Annotated in this window: 20 protein-coding genes; 7 read left to right on the top strand and 13 right to left on the bottom strand. The window is 44.5% G+C overall.

Translation table 11 applies throughout. From position 1 onward, the window contains the following. Positions 1-9: 9 nt before the first annotated feature. The 6 genes from aroK to pilM form a co-directional block, all read right to left on the bottom strand. Positions 10-528 carry a shikimate kinase AroK gene (aroK, locus tag MHO82_RS08605; RefSeq protein WP_239183466.1) on the bottom strand — a complete coding sequence of 173 codons (519 nt, stop codon included), beginning with the start codon at positions 526-528 and terminating at the stop codon, positions 10-12. Between the two features lie 163 nt (positions 529-691). Beyond that, positions 692-2,407 carry a type IV pilus secretin PilQ family protein gene (locus MHO82_RS08600; protein ID WP_239183513.1) on the bottom strand — a complete coding sequence of 572 codons (1,716 nt, stop codon included), beginning with the start codon at positions 2,405-2,407 and terminating at the stop codon, positions 692-694. Positions 2,408-2,489: 82 nt separating this feature from the next. Then, positions 2,490-3,008 carry a pilus assembly protein PilP gene (locus tag MHO82_RS08595; protein WP_239183465.1) on the bottom strand — a complete coding sequence of 173 codons (519 nt, stop codon included), beginning with the start codon at positions 3,006-3,008 and terminating at the stop codon, positions 2,490-2,492. Continuing rightward, positions 2,998-3,588 (bottom strand): type 4a pilus biogenesis protein PilO, encoded by a 591-nt coding sequence (pilO, locus tag MHO82_RS08590; RefSeq protein ID WP_239183464.1) that lies wholly within the window; start codon positions 3,586-3,588, stop codon positions 2,998-3,000. Before pilO ends, MHO82_RS08595 begins: the two co-directional genes overlap by 11 nt. After that, positions 3,581-4,150 (bottom strand): PilN domain-containing protein, encoded by a 570-nt coding sequence (locus MHO82_RS08585; RefSeq protein ID WP_239183463.1) that lies wholly within the window; start codon positions 4,148-4,150, stop codon positions 3,581-3,583. The genes pilO and MHO82_RS08585 overlap by 8 nt, the downstream gene beginning before the upstream one ends. Beyond that, positions 4,140-5,156, bottom strand: coding sequence for a type IV pilus assembly protein PilM (gene pilM, locus MHO82_RS08580; protein WP_239183462.1), 1,017 nt, complete (start codon positions 5,154-5,156; stop codon positions 4,140-4,142). Before pilM ends, MHO82_RS08585 begins: the two co-directional genes overlap by 11 nt. Positions 5,157-5,293: 137 nt before the next feature. On the opposite strand from pilM, the gene MHO82_RS08575 reads away from it, so the two are divergent. After that, a complete protein-coding gene (locus tag MHO82_RS08575; RefSeq protein WP_239183461.1) occupies positions 5,294-7,789 on the top strand; it encodes a PBP1A family penicillin-binding protein in 2,496 nt (831 codons plus the stop codon). A gap of 68 nt (positions 7,790-7,857) precedes the next feature. Here MHO82_RS08575 and oxyR read toward each other — a convergent pair whose 3' ends face one another. Then, positions 7,858-8,772: a DNA-binding transcriptional regulator OxyR gene (gene oxyR / locus MHO82_RS08570; RefSeq protein WP_239183460.1), complete on the bottom strand. Its 915-nt coding sequence runs from the start codon at positions 8,770-8,772 to the stop codon at positions 7,858-7,860. A gap of 163 nt (positions 8,773-8,935) precedes the next feature. On the opposite strand from oxyR, the gene MHO82_RS08565 reads away from it, so the two are divergent. From MHO82_RS08565 to MHO82_RS08555, 3 genes are all read left to right on the top strand, one after another. Then, positions 8,936-9,664 carry a glutathione peroxidase gene (locus MHO82_RS08565; RefSeq protein ID WP_239183459.1) on the top strand — a complete coding sequence of 243 codons (729 nt, stop codon included), beginning with the start codon at positions 8,936-8,938 and terminating at the stop codon, positions 9,662-9,664. Between the two features lie 72 nt (positions 9,665-9,736). Continuing rightward, positions 9,737-11,188: a dihydrolipoyl dehydrogenase gene (locus tag MHO82_RS08560; RefSeq protein ID WP_239183458.1), complete on the top strand. Its 1,452-nt coding sequence runs from the start codon at positions 9,737-9,739 to the stop codon at positions 11,186-11,188. Positions 11,189-11,287: 99 nt separating this feature from the next. Continuing rightward, the gene (locus tag MHO82_RS08555) at positions 11,288-11,536 is read left to right on the top strand and encodes a DUF3624 domain-containing protein (protein ID WP_239183511.1); all 249 of its coding nucleotides are present in this window, start codon (positions 11,288-11,290) and stop codon (positions 11,534-11,536) included. Positions 11,537-11,565: 29 nt separating this feature from the next. On the opposite strand, the gene MHO82_RS08550 is transcribed toward MHO82_RS08555, so the two are convergent. The 5 genes from MHO82_RS08550 to argC all read right to left on the bottom strand — a co-directional run bounded on the left by MHO82_RS08550 (position 11,566) and on the right by argC (position 18,440). Beyond that, positions 11,566-13,050, bottom strand: a complete 1,485-nt coding sequence (locus MHO82_RS08550) for an alkaline phosphatase (protein WP_239183457.1) — start codon at positions 13,048-13,050, stop codon at positions 11,566-11,568. A gap of 363 nt (positions 13,051-13,413) precedes the next feature. Next, positions 13,414-15,288 carry an argininosuccinate lyase gene (gene argH / locus MHO82_RS08545; protein WP_239183456.1) on the bottom strand — a complete coding sequence of 625 codons (1,875 nt, stop codon included), beginning with the start codon at positions 15,286-15,288 and terminating at the stop codon, positions 13,414-13,416. Positions 15,289-15,346: 58 nt separating this feature from the next. After that, positions 15,347-16,561: an argininosuccinate synthase gene (locus MHO82_RS08540; protein ID WP_239183455.1), complete on the bottom strand. Its 1,215-nt coding sequence runs from the start codon at positions 16,559-16,561 to the stop codon at positions 15,347-15,349. Positions 16,562-16,640: 79 nt separating this feature from the next. Further along, a complete protein-coding gene (gene argB / locus MHO82_RS08535) occupies positions 16,641-17,420 on the bottom strand; it encodes an acetylglutamate kinase (protein WP_239183454.1) in 780 nt (259 codons plus the stop codon). Positions 17,421-17,435: 15 nt separating this feature from the next. Beyond that, complete coding sequence (gene argC, locus MHO82_RS08530) at positions 17,436-18,440, bottom strand: N-acetyl-gamma-glutamyl-phosphate reductase (RefSeq protein ID WP_239183453.1); 1,005 nt, start codon at positions 18,438-18,440, stop codon at positions 17,436-17,438. Positions 18,441-18,746: 306 nt separating this feature from the next. Between argC and argE the strand changes: the two genes are divergently transcribed. The 3 genes from argE to MHO82_RS08515 all read left to right on the top strand — a co-directional run bounded on the left by argE (position 18,747) and on the right by MHO82_RS08515 (position 23,728). After that, entirely contained in the window at positions 18,747-19,883 is a 1,137-nt protein-coding gene (gene argE / locus MHO82_RS08525) for an acetylornithine deacetylase (RefSeq protein WP_239183452.1), read from the top strand. A gap of 254 nt (positions 19,884-20,137) precedes the next feature. After that, complete coding sequence (gene ppc / locus MHO82_RS08520; RefSeq protein WP_239183451.1) at positions 20,138-22,768, top strand: phosphoenolpyruvate carboxylase; 2,631 nt, start codon at positions 20,138-20,140, stop codon at positions 22,766-22,768. 396 nt (positions 22,769-23,164) lie between these two features. Next, on the top strand, positions 23,165-23,728 hold the full coding sequence (locus MHO82_RS08515) for a PadR family transcriptional regulator (protein ID WP_239183450.1): 564 nt from the start codon (positions 23,165-23,167) through the stop codon (positions 23,726-23,728). Positions 23,729-23,822: 94 nt separating this feature from the next. Here the strand turns inward: MHO82_RS08515 and metF are convergent, their stop codons facing one another. After that, the gene (gene metF / locus MHO82_RS08510) at positions 23,823-24,716 is read right to left on the bottom strand and encodes a methylenetetrahydrofolate reductase (RefSeq protein WP_239183449.1); all 894 of its coding nucleotides are present in this window, start codon (positions 24,714-24,716) and stop codon (positions 23,823-23,825) included. Positions 24,717-24,771 lie beyond the last annotated feature (55 nt).

The raw sequence follows: 24,771 nt of genomic DNA, 5'->3' as shown, positions 1-24,771 counted from the left end.
ACTTTTTACTTAACGCTCTTCTAGCATTTTTATGATTTGATTTGCTACAACTTTCGCACTTTGATCATCAGTACGAACCACGTAATCCGCAATTTCTTCATACATTGGATTACGCTCTGCCGCTAGCGCTTCTAACACTTCGCGTGGCGTATCCGTCTGTAGCAGTGGACGTTTTTTATCACGTTGCGTACGAGCCAATTGTTTTTCAATGGTCGTTTCAAGATAAACCACGATACCACGAGCAGAAAGACGGTTACGACTCTCCTTACTTTTTACAGAGCCTCCCCCTGTAGCAAGTACGATTCCGTGTTCTTCCGTTAAATCATTAATAACGTTTTCTTCACGGGCACGAAAACCTTCTTCACCCTCAACATCAAACACCCAAGCAATGTCTGCGCCTGTACGCTCTTCAATCTCAGTATCAGAGTCAAAGAACTCCATATGCAGTTGTTGAGCTAGATGTCTACCAATTGTACTTTTGCCGGCTCCCATAGGACCAACAAGAAAAATATTTCGTTTTTCAGCCATTTTCAGCAGTATTACACACGTTAATCAAAGTATACCGCCACTAGACATCCGAAGACTTAAGCCTGTGGCACCAATTTCCTCACAGATAATTCGTGATCTGACCGAAAATTATCTCAGTTATCATGCTACCTTTGCAATAGCTAGAGCAATTGTTAGGCATAAATTACTGAATCACGACTTTTGGTGTGACAAAAATCAGCAATTCACGCTTCCCTAACTGCTCATATGTACGCCTAAACAACGCACCCAATAATGGAATATCACCAAGCAGAGGCACTTTTTCAACGTTATTTATGAGAGAGTGCTGAAAAATCCCCCCTAAAACGACGGTTTCCCCATTATTAACTAATACTTGAGTGCCTATTTTTTGCGTACTGATCGCCACCGCTTCACCCGTACCAATTTTGACTACTTGCCCCGGTTTATCTTGTGTGACTTCCAGGTCAAGTACCAAACGATTATCTGGTGTTATCTGTGGGGTTACCTTTAAGCTTAGCACTGCCTTTTTAAATGAAATAGAAGTCGCACCACTTGAAGAAGCTTCAAGATAAGGAAGCTCGGTTCCTTGCTCGATGTAAGCAGACTTTTTGTTGGTGGTAATTAAACGTGGGCTGGAAATAATTTCGGCCTGATTTTCCGCTTGTAACGCAGATAACTCTAAATCTAATAACGTATCTGATCCGAGCTTCGCCACTTGAAAAGCAATACTGGAAGCCGCTGGATTCGACACGCCCAAATTCACATTTAAGAAATCATCAATTGGTACAGAGCTGCCACTGCCATCTTCACCGCCTCCTTCATATAGCCCCACAGTCGCCAAGTTGCTTTCAATGGAACCACCAATGGTCGAGCTGCCATTGGTACTACTGAAACCCCAACGCACTCCAAACTCATCCAAATTGCCTTCTTCAATGGTGACGATTCGTGCTTCAATCTGCACTTGCTTTACGGGAACATCCAACGTTTTAATGATGTCTTTAATCACTACGATGTTTTGCGGCACGTCACGCAATAGCAAAGAGTTTGTTCGTTCATCAATCGTGATACTGCCACGGCTCGATAACATCGTAATATCGCCTTCCCCACCGATTAACTCAGCGACTTCCGATGCTTTAGCATAATGAATTTGAAGGATTTCAGACTGTAGCGCAGCAAGCTCAGACGCTAGTTTAGCCTGCTCCAGCGCTTGCTTCTCTTGGGCGGCTAGTTCACTCTGGGGAGCGACCAGCACGATATTGCCTTCAATCCGTTTATCAAGGCCCTTTAATTGCAAAATAATGTCCAGCACTTGTGGCCACGGCACACCGTCTAGCCGTAAAGTCAGATTCCCCGTGACCGAGTCTCCAACCACAAGATTAAAATCGTTATAATCCGCGATTAGCTGCAAAACATGACGAATGGGAATGTCTTGAAAGTTAATAGAGATAGGCTGTGCATCCGCTTCCAGAGACGCCATGTTAGGTTGATAAGAATCTTGAGTCACGACCGCTACCGTTGGCGAGATCGACACTTCGAGAAAACGACCTTTCATCTGATAACTGTATTCAAAAGCCCCCCTGACCTTCACCTCAACATTGACGTTATGGCCCTCACGAAAAGATTCTATTTGCTCCACTTCAGTGGAAAAGTCCCTGACATCGATGATCATTAAACGCTCATCCACGATGTCCGTATTATGCAGCTCGATCATCACGCCAGTGTCCGATTGACGTAAGTCCACCACAAGAGAAGGTGAAGTCAGCTCAACAATAATAATGGATTCTTTATGTTGGCCTAACCTGAAGTCAAAATTAACCACTTCATTCTTTACCGCGTTTGACGGCAATGTACTTGCTAGTGCAATACCTACGGTCAAAAGCCAAATAAAAGTGCTTTTCATCCACCATAATGCACTTGTTGTACGCCACTTTGTTCTCATTCTTTCTACCTAGCGTTATGTCACTGAACCTAATAGGCAACCATTACTTTAATGCCAACTTCGTATTTCTTTGGTGCCAGCAACCTAGTCCATCAGAAAACGTTTCTTGTACTTCCAAATATTGCGCCTTCACCGCCATGATCTTGCCATGGTTGTGCCCTAGGTATTCACCAGGGTTCACTTTCACTACATTTCCTTTTGGCGTTTGGACTAATCCAGTTAAGCTCTTCCCATTTCCCATAATTCCTTTTAGTTTCAAAGCGGCTAACGAGTATGACTCTAACTGGTCTTTTTGCTGCCTTACTTCTGGTTGCCAACAGTTTTCTAACCGTGCCTTTTCCGCCGCGACAAAAATCTCCGGCAACATAAACGGTGAGCGCTCCTCTCGTCCTTGATACGCCCTAACTTGGAAAGATTTATTTGGGCTGAGCGCATCAACTTTTGCTCTCGCCTGTGCTTCCGATTGCTGAATAAAATCATCCAGAGGATCCTGATGGGCATTACATCCACCAAGAAATAAAGAAAAAGCGATAAAATATGCCCCACGAGGTTTAAGGAACATAAGACTCCTTAGCATTAAATTGATAGGTATGCGCCAGTACCCGAAAATGCAGTGTGCTACTTTCATGGCTCACCCTTTGCAGCTCAATATTCTTGAGATTCACAATCCTAGGTAAACGAGCCACAGCCTCAGAAAAGTCCCCGATATTGTGGTATTTTCCTGTCAACTCAATGTTCAAGGGCAACCGATATAAAAACTGCTGATGCTCTTTCGCCCCCCAGTCAATACGGGTAAACGTCAATTGGTTTTCCATGCCAACCTGATTAATGCTAGATAACAAACTGGCCAACTCTTTTTGCACTGGCAGTTGCTCAATCAATAACTGATAACGCACATTCAACTCATCGAGTTGCGCCTGTAATTGCGGTAAGGCAGCCACTTGATTGGACTTAAATCGAACGGTACTTTTTAAGGAAGTTTCTTGCTGCTTTAAATAGGCTAACTCGTCCTCTAATGGCATTAACCACTGCCAAACCCCAAAGCCTTGAATGATCACCGCCATTAACACCACCACACAAATTTGTGGGATCAATGGCCACTCTGTAATCTCATCAACATCCAAATCACGCCAATCAGCCATCGCTTCTTAGTTCCTCTTCAGTCAATAACCGAAATGACACCTTGAAGCTTTTTAGTTCGTGGCTCAGCAAAACTTTACCTGCCACAATAGAATGCATGTTTACATCCATAAGCCATGGGGAATCTTCAAAGTTATCTAACATAGAAGCCAACCTAGCTGTAGAATCACTTAACCCATTAATGTCCACCTGACGACCATGAAAACGAATCTTATTAATATAAACACCCTGAGGAATAAGCTTCGGAAGTAGCGTTAACAAATCGGTTGTTTTATTGCGATCATTTTGCAGCTCTTGAACCATTTCTAATCGTGTCAAAATGGATTCATGCTGTTTTTCTATATTAGCAAGCCCTGCTAACTTCATATCCAGTTGAGCAATGTGTTGGGTAAGAAACTGATTACGCTGAGTTTGAAGGTGTTTTTGCTCCTTTAAATAGTCCGCTATTAGCCATTGAAGCCCCACAGACAAAATTACTCCAGCCACCAGCATGACAATAAAACGACGTTGATATCGCAGTCGCTGCTGATCTCGCCATGGCAGTAAATTAATATCATGCAGCATAACGTCCTCCAGCCCATTGCATACCACGAATAGCCAACCCAAGCGCACCACCAAAACAGCTACCTGGCAACGATGATTGTTTGAGTGATAAGGTTTTATGTCGTTCAACCAACCCAAATGGATTCAACAACATAACAGGCACCCCTAACTTAATACTCAAGGTCATTTCAATATTGGGAAAACACGCCCCCCCTCCTGTAAGCCAAATTCCTTCGATGGATTGCTGATGCTGTACAGAACGGTAAAGCGACATCTGGCGAGACAAACGATCGGCGAGCTCCGTAACAAATTCCTCTAACAAGGCGTCATGACACGTTGGGTTCGACAGCTCAGATTGGTTGCCTTTCATCTGCTGAGTTCCCAGTGCCATTTCACGGTAGTATGCCGCACGGCCACGCGGTAATAGACACAAAGAAGTTTGAGATAAACCCACATCCACCAGCATCCAATTAAAGCGATTTTGCTGTTGAGCAACAAATTGCCACAACTTTAATAAACCACTTGAATGAATATCGATAACTTTTGGATAAAAGCCTGCAGCTTTACACGCATTAATGCGGCTAGAAATCACTTCTTTTCGGGTCGCGTACACCTGATAAGTCGCACTACTTCCTTCTGTGTCTGGTATTTCCGTATGGATAGGCACATAATCAATGCTTAATTCTTCCAGTGGCAATGGCGACTGTTGAGCAAAGCTGTGGTGAATAGCAAACTCTTGTTCTTTATCATCAAGATCACTGTCTATTTGAAGAACCTTGCTGATCACCGCACTTTCAGGTACCGATAACACAATATTTCTAACACCAAATGGCAGTTGCTTTTTAAGCTGCTTTAATCTCGTGACAAGTGGTTCATGCGCTAAGGTTTGTTTTTCCAAAAAAATGGAGGGCGTAGACGGAATTTCTTTGAAGTTCATGAGCTGAAGTTGTTCGCTTTTTGTCTTCATCACAACCGCTTTGATGCTGTGATGACCAATATCAATTCCAGTCATTGATGAAAAAAGCATAGCGACAACTCCTAATGCTCATGCATAAGTTATTTCAAAATTAACCACGATAAGGTGTTATTTTCTCGGTGCTTGTCTTTATACTATTCAGCTCAATGTTTGAAACGGCACAAATTTAACCAAACAGGAAATATCCGGTGAAGTTCATAAAGCGATTACTTATCTTTGCATTCATTTGCATACTTCTTGGAGTCGGTACAATATTCGGTTTTTATATGCATGTGAAACCTGAACTACCCGATGTGGCGACGCTAAAAGAAGTTCAGCTACAAACTCCAATGCAGATCTTCAGTAAAGATGGAAAGCTCATCTCTCAGTTTGGTGAAAAACGCCGTATCCCATTGAAAATTGAGGATATGCCACCTCACCTTCTTGAAGCGATCATCGCAACCGAAGACAGCCGTTTTTACGAACACCCTGGCATTGACCCTATTGGTATCGCTCGTGCTGCCTTCGTGGTTGCTACCTCAGGTTCAGCCAAGCAAGGAGCCAGTACCATTACGCAACAGCTGGCTCGAAACTTCTTTCTCTCCAATGAAAAGAAGATCATGCGTAAAATTAAAGAGATCTTCATTGCGATTCACATTGAGCAACTGCTTTCTAAAGATGAAATCTTCGAGCTTTACCTTAATAAGATTTACTTAGGCTACCGTTCTTATGGTTTTGGTGCTGCAGCCCAAGTGTATTACGGGAAAGAAATTGGCGAACTGACGTTAAGTGAAGTCGCAACCTTAGCGGGATTACCAAAAGCACCGTCAACCATGAACCCGATCTACTCCGTTAACCGAGCTACAGCGCGCCGCAATGTGGTCTTAGCTCGTATGCTGGATGAAAAGTACATCACCCAAGCCGAGTATGATCAAGCTCGCGCCGAACCTATCGTGGCTCGCTACCATGGTGCAGAGATCGAATTAAGTGCGCCTTATGTGGCTGAGCTTGCGCGTGCCTGGATGGTTGAGCGCTATGGGGAAGATGCCTATACCTCTGGCATGCGTGTTTACACTACCGTGGATTCCAAACTGCAAACCGCAGCCAATGATGCCGCGATCAATAACCTGTTATCTTACGACGAACGTCACGGCTACCGTGGTGAGGTAAGTACTCTGTGGCAACCGGATCAAGCACAATGGGAACTGGCCGCCATTGAAAAACACCTAAAACGTCAACCAAGCTATGGCGCTCTTATCCCTGCCGTGGTGGTTAAAGTCGATGACAAAAGCGTGGATGTCATTACCAAAAATAACGGCCAACTCACCTTAACTTGGGATGGCATCAAATGGGCTCGTAAATTCATTACGGATCAACGCCAAGGCAGAGCCCCAAAAAAAGCCAAAGACATTGTTGAAGCTGGGCAACAAATTTGGGTTAGACAAGTCACAAAGACTCAAAAATCGAAAGATAAGGAAACCACAACCGAGCAATGGCAATTAAGCCAAGTTCCAAATGCGAACACAGCCTTTGTGGCCATGAACCCTGAAGATGGTTCTATTTTATCTTTAGTGGGGGGCTTCAACTTCGTCCACAATAAATTTAACCGTGCAACACAGTCTATACGCCAAGTTGGTTCGGGCATTAAACCGTTTATTTACGCTGCCGCCATTGATAAAGGACTAACTCTTGCTTCCCTTATTAATGATGCACCAATTAATAAATGGGATAAGAGCCAAGGTACTGCATGGCGACCAAAAAATTCACCACCAACTTATGTGGGTCCAACTCGTCTTCGTATTGGTTTAGCACAATCGAAAAACGTAATGGCAGTTCGGGTATTACGTGAAGTGGGTCTAGACGACACCATCTCCTACCTCACTCGTTTTGGTTTCCAACGAGATAATTTACCTCGCTCTGAAACCTTGGCTCTGGGTGCTGGTAGCTTAACTCCAATGGAAGTTGCCCAAGGTTTCTCTGTGTTTGCCAATGGTGGTTATTACGTTGATCCTTTCTATATTGAACGAGTAGAAACACCGTTTGGACAAGTTGAATTCCAAGCGAAACCAAAAGCCGTATGCCACTCAAATTGCGAGCCAAACCCAGACACCTTTGAATACAAAGACAGCTTGGCTGAATCACCTTATGCAGAACAAGTGATCTCAGAACAAACGGCGTTCTTAGTTCGAGAAATGATGTACAGCAATATTTGGGGTGGCGGTAACTGGAAGCATGGTACTGGTTGGAATGGAACAGGCTGGCGTGGCCAAGTATTAAAACGTCGTGACATTGGTGGCAAAACCGGAACGACAAACGACTCTAAAGATACTTGGTTTAACGGCTATGGGCCTGGCATCGTTGCGACCTCTTGGGTAGGCTTTGATGATCACTCCCGCAAATTGGGCCGAACTTCTTACAACAACAACCTAGATAAAAACCAAATCACAGGAGCAGAAGCAGGGGCGAAAACCGCTCAACCGGCTTGGGTGAACTTCATGAAAGTGGCACTTGAAGACACACCAGCACAACCGAAAAAAGCCCCTGTGAATGTTGTTAAAGTGCGTATTGATAGAGAAACAGGATTGCTGACACATCGTAGCGATCACACCACCATGTTTGAATACTTCGAACGAGGCACAGAGCCAACCGAGTACGTAGGTAGCGCATCGGCAGGCAATGTCTTTGAAAGTGATGAACTCTTCTAAGCGTTAATCTAGCAACATATCAATAATCACGAATAAAGGAGAACAAGTCCAAAGCTTGCTCTCCTTTTTTATTTACCTTGTTCACAAGCAGGAATAACACCTTCCATTTGCTGTTTAATCACCGACGCTAACTTTTCATATCGAGGGCGCAGAGGCGAGCCAGGGCGATACGCCAGAACTATTTGCCGATTCGGGATTGGGTGCTTTGCAGTTAGGTAGCAGACACCGTCACGCTGCCTTTCATTGGGTGCCGCTAAATAAGGCAATAGGGTGATCCCCCCTCCAGCCGCAACCATATTACGTAACGTTTCAAGACTGGTGGCCTTAAATCGGTCATCGTCTTTTGCACCTGCGGCAAAACAAAAACCCAACGCCTGATCACGCAAGCAATGGCCATCTCCGAGCATCAAAACCGTATGACCGTTGAGTTTCCCCATGTCAATATCCTCCTCTTCCGCCCATTCATGCTCACAAGGCACAGCCAGCACCATTGGCTCGTTATATACCGGGAGCTCAATAAACGGCTGGGTTTCATCTACGGCCGCTAACACCACACAATCTAATTTTCCATCTTCAAGCTGCTGCACCAACTGATGAGTTTGGGCTTCATGAAGAAACAGCTCCAAATCAGGAAACTGCTCACGTAACAATGGCACAATAAGCGGCAATAGATATGGACCAACCGTAGGAATAAAGCCAATATGTAAAGGGCCGGACATTTCCTTGCCTTGCTGACTGGCTAGCTCAGTAAAACATTTCACCTCTGTTAAGATTCTTTTGGCTTGCTCCACCAGCTGCAACCCTGCATCAGTAAACAATACCCGACGACTGGTACGCTCCAGTAAAGCCACACCAACTTCTTCTTCCAACTTTTTAATTTGGCCACTCAAAGTCGGCTGGCTAACAAAACACGCATCTGCCGCTTTACGAAAGTGCCGATGCTCAGAGAGCGCCACCAAATATTCAAAATCTCGGATATTCATCGAAATCCTCTTTATTGCCATTGATAGAAAACAACTATCAAAACCATAGCATTAAACGATTAGAACTATCAAAGTCAAAATCGCATAATTATCACATCAAAACGGAGCAACACTTACTACACTCCGATTGGAACAATCATTATCAAAATTAAAGGAAACCATTATGTTCGCATCAAAAGAAGGTCAAGCAATCCCACAAGTCACTTTCCCAACTCGCCAAGGTGATGAATGGGTAAACGTAACAACTGATGAGTTATTCAAAAACAAAACCGTCATCGTATTTAGCTTACCAGGTGCCTTTACACCAACCTGTTCTTCAAGCCACCTACCACGCTACAACGAACTAGCATCTGTATTTGCAGAGCACGGTGTTGACGACATTTTATGTGTATCAGTAAACGACACTTTTGTAATGAACGCATGGAAAGCTGACCAAGAAGCAGAAAACATTACTTTCATTCCTGATGGTAACGGTGAATTCAGTGAAGGCATGGGCATGTTAGTCGACAAAGCGGACCTAGGTTTTGGTAAGCGTTCATGGCGCTACAGCATGCTAGTGAAAAACGGCGTTGTTGAGAAAATGTTCATTGAAAACGACGAGCCAGGCGACCCGTTCAAAGTATCTGATGCTGACACTATGTTGTCTTACGTAGCACCAGAATACAAAGTACAAGAGTCTATTACTGTATTCTCAAAACCTGGTTGTCCGTTCTGTGCTAAAGCGAAACAAAACCTAATCGATAAAGGCTTAGCATTTGAAGAAGTCATTCTAGGTAAAGATGCAACAACCGTGAGCCTACGTGCAGTAACAGGCCGCAGCACAGTGCCACAAGTGTTCATCGGTGGTAAACACATCGGTGGCAGCGAAGAGCTAGAAGCTTACTTAGCGTAACCTACAATATATAACAAAAATGAGGGAGCCACGACTCCCTCTCCTAAACACCAGCCCAGAGAGAGAACCAAAATGAACGTATTGAATGTAGATGTTGCCGTTATTGGTGGTGGTACCGCAGGTTTAGGCTCATACCGAGCAGCAAAAGCACATACCGACAGCGTCGTGATGATTGAAGGCGGCGCATACGGCACCACTTGTGCTCGTGTTGGCTGCATGCCATCAAAACTACTGATTGCTGCGGCGGAAAGTGTTCACCACATTGAAAAAGCACCTGCATTCGGTGTTCATCCTCAGGGCAAAACTGTAATTAACGGTCGCGAAGTTATGGACCGAGTCAAACGTGAACGCGATCGCTTTGTTGGCTTTGTGCTTGAAGGGGTAGACGAGATCCCAGCAGAAGACAAAGTGGTTGGTTTCGCTAAGTTCATTGATAACAACACACTACAAGTTGATGATCACACAACCATTCATGCAAAACGCGTTGTTATCGCGACGGGATCTCGCCCGGCTTACCCAGCAGTATGGAATGAACTGGGTGATCGCCTGATAGTAAACGACGATGTTTTTGATTGGGACGATTTACCAGAATCTGTCGCGGTATTCGGCCCTGGTGTTATCGGCCTTGAGCTTGGTCAAGCACTGCACCGTTTAGGTGTAAAAGTAAAACTGTTTGGCCTTGGTGGACAAGTTGGCCCGCTGACAGATCCAGAAGTCATGGCGTACGCTGACAAAGCATTTAATGAAGAATTCTACCTTGATGCCGATGTGAAAGTAGAGCGCATGGAACGCAAAGGCGACCAAGTGGAAATCATGTTTATCAACAAAGAAAATGAGTTAGAAACCATTCTTGTTGACTACGTACTGGCTGCCACAGGCCGTCGTCCAAACGTCGATAAATTGGATATTGAAAACACGACACTAACGCTTGATGAGCGTGGTGTACCAACAGCGGATTTCTACACGCTGCAAACATCGGTAGAGTCCATTTTTATTGCTGGTGATGCAAGCAACCAACTGCCACTACTACATGAAGCTGCGGATCAAGCACGTATTGCTGGTGACAATGCCGGTCGTTTCCCTGATATTCGAGCAGGTCTACGTCGCTCAAAAATCTCAGCCGTATTTTCCGATCCACAAATTGCGATGGTGGGGGAAACATACCAAGAAATCACTCAGCGTCTAGGCTCATGTGGTTGTTTTGAAACTGGTATTGTTTCTTTTGAAAATCAAGGTCGCTCCCGTGTGATGCTGCGTAATAAAGGGGTATTACACGTTTATGGTGAACAAGGAACAGGTCGCTTCTTAGGCGCAGAAATGATGGGGCCGAATGCTGAACATTTAGCGCACCTACTGGCTTGGGCACACCAAAATAAAATGACCGTTGCTGAAATGTTAGACATGCCGTTTTACCACCCAGTGATTGAAGAAGGTGTCCGCACTGCACTTAGAGATTTAAATGCCAAACTGCACCTAGGTCCAGAAATGATCAAACACTGTCTAGACTGCGGCCCAGGCTGTTAAGACTTAATAAATTACGCTCTCCCAGGCACTTTGCCCTCTGTTCCAGGGGGCTTTTTTCGTTATACTCAAAGCACCTTTTTCTAATTGGCTTATACACCGATGGGATGCAAAACTTGTAAAGACACAACTCTTTTTAAACAGAAACTAGGCCGATGTAAGCAATGTATGATTCAGCTCAGTATTTTAAGCTTTGTCACTTGGGCTATCTGGTTTCTCTTTTTTAAAAATAATCCTACGTCAGTTTCCTCCATCACAACCCTTTTTGCCGCCAGCGCCTTCAGTGGTTTACTCACCTTGCATTTCATTGTCTTATTAAAAAGAAAAAGCCACTCCCGCCTCCAGAAGTAGCTCTATTCAGTAAACACAAAGACAACGCGTTACTTCGACAGCCTTAGCGCATCGTCCATCACATGGAAAATGTAGTTCTGCTCAACCACACCTTGGAATAACCAAGCTTGAGGACCACGAGCAAAAATGGCCACATCTTCACCCGAATGAGTTTCCGAGCCAAGTTTAACCAAAGATTGCTGAAGGTAATTCACATCTAACACTTCTTTCTCCGTTAAGTCCGAACGCGCCCCTTCCACCGCACCAGGTCCGTTACCATAAACAAGCGTGGTGTAGTTTTTACCAAACTCATCTTTGTTCAGTTTACCTTTTGATTTGGATAGGCCTAAAATCGGATTGCCACGCTCAGCATAGCCATTAGAGATCAGCGTATGAGCATGATCGGCCGTTGCAATGATCAACGTATCATTTGGATTGGTATTCTCCATCGCTACACGTATCGCTTCATCGTAAGCCACGGTATCTTCTAACGCTCGCGCTGCATTACCATCATGATGAGCATGATCAATACGGCCAGCCTCTACCATCAAAACGTAACCATCGTCATTTTTGCTTAGTATCTCAATCGCCTTTTCCGTCATTTCAGCAATCGACGGTTCATTGTTCTTTTCTTTACGGTCCGCTTCGTACTGCATGTGACTGTTTTCAAATAAGCCAAACGCACGTTCTGTCTCTGCATCTAGTTTGTCAAAACCAGAGCGGTCATAAACGTATTGCCCTTCAGGGTAACGCTGCTGCCATTCATTAATCAGGTTACGACCATCTTTACGCTTACCGGCTTTTTCCTGATTTTCTGGATCATGCATTTCTGCAGGAATAAACTCTCTGCGGCCGCCACCAAACGCCACTTGAAAACCATTACCATAATCAAACTCAACAAACTGACGAGCAATATCCACACAGCCTGTATTTTTAGCAAAATTTGGTAACTTCGCGTCATTTTCCCAGTTACGATCTGCACTGTGCGCGTAAGTCACTGCTGGCGTCGCATGAGTTAAACGAGCAGTAGTCACCACCCCCAACGACATGCCTTTTTCTGCCGCCATCTGAAACGCAGTTTTCACTTCATTGCCTTTCGCCGTACTACAAAAGCCACGCTGAACATTATCATTCACGCTGATCACACCCGCTTTCGTTTTAACCCCCGCCACCATGGCCGTTGCCGTTCCCGCAGAATCTGGGGTTTGCATGTCGGTATTGTAGGTTTTTGCCAAAGCCACATGAGGCAAACGCTCCATGTATAAAGAGTGCTCTTCTCCTTTCATGCCCTGCTGCTGACCCGCATAAATACGCGCGGCAGTTAACGTCCCCACACTCATGCCATCACCAACAAATAAAATCACGTTTTTCGCGGGGCCATTAATTGGCTGACGCTCTTTTGCTGCAGCAAGTGAACTTTGTGCTTCTTTATACCAAACATCACTCTGCTGAGGGACTGCGGCATTTGCTACAGAAGACGCGACCAAGCCAGTTAGTACGGTGCTAATGGCTGTTGTAACCAGGTTCCTTTTCACAATGTAAACTCCATAACGCACTGCTTCCTGCCCGTAAGCAGGTCAGGTAATAGTTGTAATAATAAGTAGTTAGAACGCAGTGCATCATCACAGCGAATTGTTTCAGTAACTTTTATAAAAAATTAAAATTTAATGACAGTACAGACAATCCACAAATTATCGTCTAGCAAAAAAGACCAACGAATATTAGAAAAGCAAGAAGATAGAAAGGAGAGGGTTAGATAAAACAAAGCCTCATAACCAGAAAAGTCATGAGGCCTCTTAGATTCATTTCTAAGAAAAAGCAGTGGTATTATGTATGACTACGACTAAAAGTAATAGTTCCATTTATCACTGCGTTTTCTTGCATAATTTATTTCTTTTTTAAGCAACGTGAGTTTTTACAATCACTTGCTCATTCACACTGATCTCTAAGGCCACTTCATCACAAGCGTGTTGGCGTGGGCACTGATCACAATCTTTTAATACTTTTTCAGGCAATAACATTTTCGATGTTGGTATAAAGTTCTGCTTCATAAAGAACTCAGGCACACGAGTTAAAACAAATACTTTTTGAATCGCCATCTGTTTGGCTTTATCCACTAAGTGCTGAACAATCGCTCTGCCCTGCCCCTGATTTTGCCACCCCGCCTCGACGCCTAATGAGCGGATCTCTGCCAGGCCAGAGTCGTAGACATACAAAGAGGCACAACCCGTCACTTCACCATGGTGTTCAGCAACAGAAAAAGAACCAATATCTCGCACCAGCTCATTACGAGTCCTTGGTAAGTTTTCACCTAAACCAGCCCAGTACGCGACCATACCTTCCAAAGCATCTAAATCTGTTAAGCGTGCCGCACGAACTTTCACCTCTACGGAATCACGATCTTCCAAACGCTGCTGAGCCTGCTCAACTGCATACGCCACCTGCTTAGGCGCAACCCCGCCCAACGCACACCGTTTTTCCAAGCACGACTCAATGGTTAAAATGTCATACACATCTTCATCAATGACGTCTGAGAATGATTTCAGTTCTTCTATCGACAGCTCTTCCAATGCACAACCTTTAGCAATGGCGCCCACTACCGCAACGCCAACAATATGGTGTGCTTCACGGAAAGGAATGCCTTTCGCAACTAGGTAATCGGCAAGCTCAGTGGAATTGGCATAACCTTGCTGCGCCGCTTCTAGCGTACGATCGCCGTTGACTTTAATACCATCAAAACATAAAGCGGCCATCTCCATGCAATCGTTCCAGGTGTCCAACGCATCAAATAGGCCTTCTTTGTCTTCTTGCATATCTTTGTTATACGCAAGAGGCAGAGCTTTAACAGTCATCATCATGCCCGTCATGGATGCGTACACACGACCGCATTTACCACGGATCAACTCCAGTGCATCTGGGTTTTTCTTCTGAGGCATTAAGGAAGAACCCGACGTCACGGTATCAGCTAACTCAATGAAATTAGACTCACCCGAGTTGTAAAAAATCATATCTTCAGATAAACGCGACAGATGAAGCATGGAGATAGACGCAACAGAGAGCAGCTCCATCACATGATCACGATCTGAGACCGAATCCAAACTGTTTCTGGTGGCACGACGGAAGCCAAGGTTATGAGCAAGTTGCTCACGATCCATTGGATAAGCCGTACCCGCCAATGCACCAGAACCGAGCGGACAGGTATCTAAACGTGTAATGGCATCGCTCAAACGAGAATAATCACGCTCAAACATTTCAACATACGCAAGACACCAATGCGCAAAGGTGACTGGTTGAGCACGCTGTAAATGCGTGTAACCTGGTAAAACGGTTCCTTGGTGAGCTTGAGCTACCGAAACCAACTGACTTTGTAGTTTGTCTAATGTAAGTAGTAATTGATGGCCTTGCTGTCGACACCACAGTTTTAAGTCGGTTGCGACTTGGTCATTACGAGAACGTCCTGTGTGCAGCTTCTTACCTAAGTCACCCACCTTGCCGATAAGTTGCTGTTCCACCCAGCTGTGAATGTCTTCAGCATCCGATAATAGAATTTGCTCAGGATCTTCCATCACTGCCAATTTCAGTTCATTCAAAGCAAGCTCTAGCTTCTGCTGCTCTTCCTCTGAGATCACATCCACTGAGCGCAATGCTTTTGACCAGGCAATAGAGCCTACGATATCTTGCTCCGCTAAACGGTAATCGAAACGAAGTGAATCGTTGAACTGCTTAAACCGTGTATCTGCTGCTTGACTGAACCGTCCGCCCCATAATGCCATTGTGCTTCTCCTAATTGCTCAATTACGACTACTTACTCAGTGCTTAAAGATGATCTTATTATTTTTTGTTTTCGTTCAAAGCACGGATACGACTGGATAATGAGTAAAGACGAATAAACCCACCAGCATGACTTTGGTCATACACTTCGTCTTCGCCGAACGTGGCAAACTCTTCTGAATATAGACTGTTATCAGAACGCTTTTGAACAACCGTTGCCTGACCTTTATAAAGCTTCACCACCACTTCACCATTCACGTCTTTGGCTAATTCCGCAGAAGCCGCCAAAATAGAATTACATAGTGGTGTAAACCAACGACCATCATACACAAGGTGCGATGCCTTCAGCCCCAACTCTTCACGGAACTCATAAGCACTTTTATCCAGAACCAATTGCTCAACGGCACGCAATGCTTCCATCATGATCGCACCCCCAGGTGTTTCATAACAGCCACGAGACTTCATGCCCACTAACCGGTTTTCTACGATATCAATACGACCAACACCGTGTTTCGCACCTTTTTCATTGAGATAAACAAGCGCGTTGTATGGCGTCATGGTCTCACCGTCAACGGCAACGATTTCTCCATTTTCAACTTTCAAACTAACCAGCTCAGATTCATTCGGCGCTTGCTCCGGATCCACGGTCCATGCCCAGCAATCTTCGTTTGGTGCATTCCAAGTATCTTCCAGAACGCCACCTTCTGTTGAGATGTGCCACGCATTTGCATCACGAGAATAAATTTTTGTGAGTGATGCTGTACAAGGAATATTGCGCTCAGCAAGGTAATCTAAGCACTCTTCACGGCTAACCAAGTCCCACTCACGCCAAGGCGCAATCACATGAAGATCAGGGGCAAGAGCGGCAAACGCACCTTCAAAACGAACTTGATCGTTCCCTTTACCCGTACACCCATGACACAAGGCATCGGCACCCACTTCACGGGCACATTCCACCTGAGCCTTTGCAATAATAGGACGCGCCATTGAAGTGCCTAATAGGTATTTACCTTCGTACAATGCCCCAGTTTTTAGTGTAGGAAAGATATAATCGGCAACCATTTCTTCTTTTAAATCGGCGATGTAACAAGAAGAAGCACCCGAGGCGATGGCTTTTTCTTCGATGCCTTCTAATTCCTCTGCCCCCTGACCCACGTCGGCAACAAACGCCACTACTTCACAATCATAGTTTTCTTTTAACCAAGGAATGATCACGGATGTATCCAGACCGCCAGAATAGGCAACTACCACTTTATTTACGTTAACTTTGCTCATTGAACTTCTCCTGTGTCCGCTCCGACGGTCTCTTTCCGCGCGGGCATAAATCTATTTATTATTAAAACTTGTCATCAACTTAAACTAAAAACTGAGTTCCGATACTGCTACCAGAAAACAATGCACTCAGCTTTTCTGGGTATCGCCATGTCGCCACTTCAATCGGGCGACCTAAAGCGTTGGCCGCATCCAGCGCCGCTCTTACTTTGACGATCATGCCGTCAGTAATCACACCGCCTTTAATTAATTCTTCAGCTTGGCTGCCATCTAGGCTTGGTAATAATTTGCCTTTACCATCGAGCACACCACTCACGTCCGACAGTAAGACCAACTCCGCATCGAGCGCCGCGGCAACCGCGACGGCAGCTTGATCGGCGTTCACGTTCATCATCTGGCCTTCATCTGTTAACCCGATTGAGCTGATGATTGGCACCGCACCAGTTGCGAGGATTGCTTGAAGTAGACTAGAGTTACCTGGTGTGGCACTGCCCACCGCACCAAGCTCTGGGTCAAGTTCAGTTACTTTACATAGGCCGCCATCAGCAAGGCTTAGACCAATGGCATTTACACCATTTTTGATCGCTTCACCCTGCAACATTTTATTAGCCGTCCCCGCTAGAGCACCGGCAATAAAAGGAATTTGCTCATAAGGCGTAACACGTAAGCCCTCTTTTTTTACGGTTTCGAGCTGCATCTTTGTCATCAGCTCATCCACTAAGTACCCACCACCATGAACAATTACCAATGGACGCTGTGCCGACTGCTGGTACTGACTAACAGCGCCAAAAAATTTACCTAATGTTTCAGTGCAAGACAGAGCTGCACCACCTAATTTCACTACCAAAGGAAGCTTACTCATCAGATTCTCCTTACCTTACACTAAAGCCGTTAATACAGGAAAGCCGTACCGTATATTTATGCATTGCATTGCTTGGCTAGAAGCGCCTTTCAAAAGATTGTCGATGGCCGATACCACAATCAGGTGTTCACCCTTCACTTTCCAGCCAATATCACAAAATGGCGTTTGAACTACATTTTGAAGCGAAGGCATGGTCTCTACTGAGAGGCGCACTGCGGATGCATCGGTATAACTGCTCTCAAAGGCTTGCTGTACCTGTTCTTGAGTCACACCCGCCGCTAATTTCGTGGTAATCGTGGCTAAGATGCCACGCTTGAAGTTGCCAAGGTGAGGCGTAAAAATCACATCACAACCTAAATGCGCGGCAATTTCTGGCTGATGACGATGGTTGAATACACCGTATGGCTGCAAGCTCACTTCACAAAAACTATTGGTAACTGAAGCTTTACGGCCAGCACCAGAAACACCACTGGTTGCATTAATAACAGGCCATTGATTTAAGTCTAATAATTGATTATCCACTAACGGCTTTAAAGCCAGTTGTGAAGCGGTAGGATAACAGCCAGGAACCGCAATCAGTTGTGCTTCTGCTATCTGTTTTTCATTCCATTCAGCAAGGCCATACACAGCTTTATCTAACCAATTGCTGTGCTGGTGCTCAAAACCGTAAAACTCATCATAAAATCCGTCGGTCTGAACTCTGAATGCCCCGGATAAATCAAACACAACACAGTCATTTTCAAGAAAAGTTGGCGCTAGGTCATGGCTAACTTCATGAGCTGTAGCCAGCAATATAATGTCACTTTGCTTCGCCACTAACTCCACATCCACAAGAGGCTGCAAAGGTAAATCAACCAGCCCCTTTAGGTTGCCATGCAACTCACTGATCGCTTTCCCCGCATCAAGGCTGTTGGCCGAAACGAACAAACCTGATAGCGTAAGCTCTGGATGTTTATTCACCATGATGGCTAACTCTGCGCCGGTGTAACCGCTAGCACCGATGATTGTCGTCTTTAACATAGTCTTTCCGTATTTTTTTGAATTTGATTTATTCTTTGAAGATGACTGCTAGTCATTACTCGTTAGCAGTGGTATTTGAATGTGCAGAGGGCCTGCACCAAGCGAATTAGATGCGGCGTCGTCGGAGAGAATATAAAGCTATGTGCTTCGCTTGGTTCATGATGAGAAATCCTTTACTTCATTTATCTATAAAATGATTAGCTATTACGACAAATCAATATATATTAGATTTTTATGCATTAATTATGCGTTAATATGTGTTTTACAGAGTAATAGAGCCTCTGTCAACAGTAGATGTGAGATAAAATGAAAATTCCAGGTTTTATAGATGTATATAAAGGTCTGATCTCGACCTCCTCTATCAGCTCCACTGACAGCAGCTGGGATCAAAGCAATGAACAAGTAATCAGTAAACTGGCTCAATGGTTTACTGATCTGGGTTTTGAAGTCGAAATAGAACAAGTGGAAGGCGGTAAACAAAACCTCGTTGCCAAGATAGGCAGTGGTGAAGGCGGTTTATTACTGGCAGGCCACACCGACACCGTTCCTTTTGATGAGGGTCGCTGGAACTATGACCCACTGTCTCTCAGCGAAGATAATAATCGTTTTTATGGTCTAGGCACTGCCGATATGAAAGGTTTTTTTGCCTTTATATTAGAAGCCGTTAAAAAGGTGGACTGGAGCAAACAGAAAAGGCCACTATATGTTCTAGCCACTTGTGATGAAGAAACCACCATGCTGGGCGCTCGTCACTTTACAGCCAATACACTGATTCAACCGGATTATTGCATTATTGGTGAGCCCACTAGCCTAGTGCCTATCCGAGGCCATAAAGGTCATGTTGCGAATGCCATTAGAATTACCGGAAAGTCAGGTCATTCATCGGATCCTGCTCATGGCGTGAATGCACTGGAAATAATGAATCAAGTGATGTTTGCGTTGATTGGATTAAAAGACAAACTCATCAAACAGTATCATCACCCAGGGTTTTCGATTCCCTACCCAACTTTAAACCTTGGTCACATTCATGGTGGTGATAGCCCTAATCGTATTTGTGGCTGCTGTGAACTGCACTACGATGTGCGCCCATTACCGGGCATTAGTTTAGATGGGTTAGACAATCTATTAAGAGAAGCTCTTAAAGAAGTAGAAGCGCAATGGCCTGGCCGTATTGAGATATCGTCGCTGCATACCCCAATTCCAGGCTATGAATGCAACACGGATAGCCCAATAATTACCGGCGTTGAAGACATTTGTCAGCGTAATACCGAAACTGTTAACTACTGTACTGAAGCGCCTTTTTTACAACAGTTATGCCCCACATTGGTACTTGGTCCAGGCTCCATTGAACAAGCTCATCAACCCGATGAATTCCTTGCTTTTGAGTTTATTGATCCTACTGTTGATATTCTCAGTAAGCTAATGAATAAATACTGTTTTTAGAATAAATAACACTCAAAGATCATAGTAAATTAGGTGCCTTTCACCATAATGTCATTTAACGATGACAAACATATTTGGACACAATATTCTGAAACTTATTTTCACCATAAGCAGTTCACAAGAAGAAGATTCAGGGTATTGTGGTTTTGTTTCATAACAAACAACTAGATTTGACGTAGAGGCAACAATTTCGATAGATTATTGGTCTGCGTAAGCACATTGGATGTAGTAAATTTACGATATGGGATGCGATTATGAATGAAAAATACGCCGCTTTGAAGAGCAACGTTAGTATGCTGGGCCGACTGCTTGGCAATACCATCCGCGATGCTCATGGCGAGCCATTATTAGAAAAAGTTGAAACCATTCGTAAACTGTCAAAAGCAGCACGTGGCGGCAGCAAAGAAGATCGGGACTTGCTTATCGAGGAAGTGAAAAACCTTCCAGATGATCAGCTAGCTCCTGTAGCCCGCGCTTTTAGTCAGTTCCTCAACTTAACAAACATGGCAGAGCAGTATCATACAATCTCTCGTCACTGTGAAGAGCACGTTTGCCAACCAGATGCCATCAGCTCACTTTTCTCAAAACTGACTCAAAACAACGTAAGTAAGCTCGATACAGCGCAAGCAATCCGTGATCTAAATATTGAATTAGTACTGACCGCACACCCAACAGAAATTGCGCGTCGCACCATGATCCATAAGCTAGTTCAAATCAACAAATGTTTATCTAGCCTAGAGCTTACCGATCTCTCTTATTCTGAGCGTCAAAAAACAGAGCGCCGTCTAGAGCAATTGATTGCCCAAGCATGGCATTCAGATGTAATCCGTAAACAACGACCGACCCCGCTTGATGAAGCGAAATGGGGCTTTGCCGTTGTAGAAAACTCATTGTGGAAAGGGGTTCCTGAGTTCTTACGTGATTTTGATGACAAACTAAAAACCCACGTTGGTGAAGGCCTACCAATTGACGCGAAGCCTGTTCACTTTTCTTCATGGATGGGGGGCGACCGTGACGGTAACCCGTTTGTAACCTCTACCATTACTCGTGAAGTGTTATTACTGTCTCGCTGGAAAGCAGCCGATCTTTACCTAAACGACATTCAAGAGCTGATCAGCGAACTGTCGATGGTGAAATGCAATGACACCGTACGTGCACTGGCAGGCGATGAACACGAACCATACCGCGCGATCTTGAAAGGCGTTCGTACTCTTCTAGACAACACACTTGAAGAGTTAGGTGGGCAAATGAAAGGCAAACCCGCCTCCAATGCTGAAATCCTAACGTCGGTGGATCAACTGTGGGAACCTCTACTTGCTTGTTACCAGTCGCTGCATGAATGTGGAATGGGTATCATCGCAGATGGCTCACTACTTGACTCACTGCGCCGTGTTAAATCTTTTGGCGTACACCTTGTTCGCTTGGACATTCGTCAAGAAAGCACACGTCACTCGAATGTCCTGTCTGAACTCACCCGCTACTTAGGCATCGGTGATTACGATCAGTGGAGCGAGCAAGATAAGATTTCTTTCCTCGTCAACGAACTCAGCTCAAAACGCCCGCTGCTTCCTCGCGACTGGGAACCGTCTGCGGAAGTAAAAGAAGTTTTAGACACCTGTAAAGTTGTCGCTGAGCAACCACGTGAAGCGTTAGGCTCTTACGTGATTTCAATGGCACGCACCGCATCTGATGTCCTTGCGGTTCACCTGTTATTACAAGAGTCAGGCTGTAAGTTCCGCATGGATGTTTGTCCATTGTTTGAAACTCTGGATGATCTGAATAATTCAGAAACCGTGATCAAACAGCTACTGGATATTGACTGGTACCGTGGGTTCATTCAAAACTTCCAAATGGTCATGATCGGTTATTCTGATTCAGCCAAAGATGCTGGCGTAATGGCAGCAGGTTGGGCTCAGTACCGAGCGATGGAAGCACTCGTTGAAGTCTGTGAAGAAGCCAATGTTGAACTCACTCTGTTCCATGGCCGTGGTGGTACCATTGGTCGTGGTGGTGCACCTGCGCATGCCGCTCTATTGTCTCAGCCACCAAAAAGCTTAAAAGGCGGTCTACGAGTCACTGAACAAGGTGAAATGATCCGCTTTAAACTTGGCCTACCTGACGTTGCGGTAAACAGCTTCAATTTATACGCAAGCGCCATTCTAGAAGCGAACCTACTGCCACCACCAAAGCCAAAACAAGATTGGCGTAATCTGATGGAAAGCTTATCGGACGTTTCTTGTGACGCTTACCGTAATATCGTTCGTGGCGAAGAAGATTTCGTTCCTTATTTCCGTGCAGCAACACCGGAACTTGAGCTGGGTAAACTGCCTCTGGGTTCACGTCCTTCAAAACGCAATCCAAAAGGTGGAGTCGAGAGCCTACGAGCCATCCCATGGATTTTCTCTTGGAGTCAGAACCGCTTAGTACTTCCTGCTTGGTTAGGTGCTGGTGAAGCTATTCAACATTCTGTAGATAACGGCCACCAACAACTGTTAGAAGAGATGTGCCGTGAATGGCCATTTTTCTCAACTCGTTTGGGTATGCTAGAGATGGTATACACAAAAACCAACGTTGGGATCTCTGAATACTACGACCAGCGCTTAACGGATAAATCACTGTGGCCACTGGGCGATCGTCTACGTTCTCAGCTACAAAAAGACATTAAAACTGTCCTCAACGTTGAAAATAACGATCATCTAATGGAACGTGACCCATGGGGTTCTGAGTCTATTCGATTGCGTAATATCTATGTTGAGCCATTGAATATGCTGCAGGCAGAGCTATTGTATCGTACCCGTCAGCATGAAGAGCTTGCACCTGAAATGGAAGAAGCTTTGATGGTTACCATCGCTGGAATTGCAGCAGGAATGCGTAATACCGGATAAAGCAGTAGATTATACTACAAATAATCAAAAAAGCCGCTGATGCGGCTTTTTTATTGGAATGAGTTCGCTTAATATGAGATTTATCAATTTTTATCACCTAAATTAAGCTCTATTCTACAATTTGCTTATAAATTGATATATCCTATTAATATCAGCTGGCGCATAAAAACGTATTATCAGTAACAAATCTCATATATATCACTATAAAAGTGCGATACAGCACTGTGATTGCGGCTTTGGATTTGTAGTTTGTCTGGTAATGCTAGGTGATCATAACAGTGTAGGCATGCTAGGTGCTGAACCAACGCAATAACAAATAAGTGACAAAGAGCACGAAGGTCGCGTTTAACTGGTTATGTTTTTAATTTTTATTATATATACGATTGGATAGAAGAAATGTCACTACCACATGTCATTTTAACCGTGCTTAGCACACGCGACGCAACTGGTTACGATATAACTAAAGAATTTTCATACAGCATTGGCTACTTCTGGAAAGCAAGCCATCAGCAAGTGTATCGTGAACTAAATAAGATGGCCAAAAATGGCCTAGTTACCTGTGTACTAGAACCTCAAGAAGGCAAGCCTGATCGTAAGGTATATTCCATTACCGAGTTAGGCCGAGAAGCTTTATTTGGCTGGTTCCAAGAATCCACACAGCACCCAACAATTCGTGATGAGTTCTCAGCTAAATTATTAGTTTGTGGTGTTCACAATTCAGAGCCAATGCAACAACAGCTGGCTGCTCTTATTGAAGAATCTCATGCAATGATGGCTCACTATCATGAATTAGAGAAAGTGCATTTTTCTAACTACAAAACATTAGATCGTCAAGCTCGCTTAGATCGTCTAACGCTACGTCGTGGCATCCACAGCCGCCAAGCGTGGATTGATTGGGCTGAAGAAGTACTAGCAGAACTCAAAGAGATCGATGGCCCAGAAAGCAGCGTAGCTCTTTAAAACTAAATTTTACAGCTGTAAAAAATAACAAAGCCGCAGTATGACTACTGCGGCTTTTTTGTTGTAAGAATAAAGCGAGCATACTGCTTTTGCCTTACTCCCCTGATGGACGTACACCAAGAGTATGACAAAGTGCGTAAGTATGTTCTGCACGGTTCAGGGTGTAAAAATGGAAATCCTTCACTCCTTCACGGCTTAATACACGAACCATATCAATCGCTTGACTCGCACCAACCATTTGACGAGTTACTGGATCGTCGTCTAGCCCTTCAAACTGCTGCGACATCCACCCAGGGATCTTAACGTTATTCATGTTGGCAAAACGAGAAGCTTGCTTAAAGTTAGAAACAGGCAAAATGCCAGGAATAATTTCAACATCAATACCTGCCGCCACACAACGGTCACGGAAGCGCAGATAGCTTTCTACGTCAAAGAAAAACTGAGTAATGGCACGGTTTGCCCCTGCATCCACTTTACGTTTTAAGTTGAGTAAATCCGCTTGAGCACTTTTAGCTTCTGGGTGAACTTCAGGGAAAGCCGCAACGGAAATATCAAAATCATGTTGAGACTTTAGTAATTCAACCAAATCAGATGCATACATCTCTGGTGTACCGCCACCAGGTGGAATATCACCACGTAGGGCAACGATGTCTTTAATACCGTTCGCCCAATAGTCGTTAGCAATACCAATCAGTTCTGAGCGGCTCGCATCAATACACGTTAAGTGAGGAGCTGCAACCAACCCCGTTTGATCTTTGATCTCTTTAATAATGGAGTGAGTACGGTCACGCTCACCAGAATTGGCACCATAAGTAACCGATACAAATTTAGGCTTTAGTGTTTTTAAACGGTGAATGGAATTCCACAAGGTTTCTTCCATTTTTTCAGAACTTGGCGGGAAAAATTCAAAAGAAACATTGATGTTACCATCTAGCTCTGCGATGTTTTGATTAAGCGCATCCAGCTGGCTTGCGTGTGAATATCCCATACCTACTCTCCCTGTGGCAACGCCACTAAAACCCTACATTCAATTCCAAGACATC

This window comes from Vibrio sp. Of7-15 (assembly GCF_022347565.1).
Classification (GTDB): domain Bacteria; phylum Pseudomonadota; class Gammaproteobacteria; order Enterobacterales; family Vibrionaceae; genus NORP241.
This window is presented reverse-complemented; position numbering and strand designations above follow the sequence as displayed.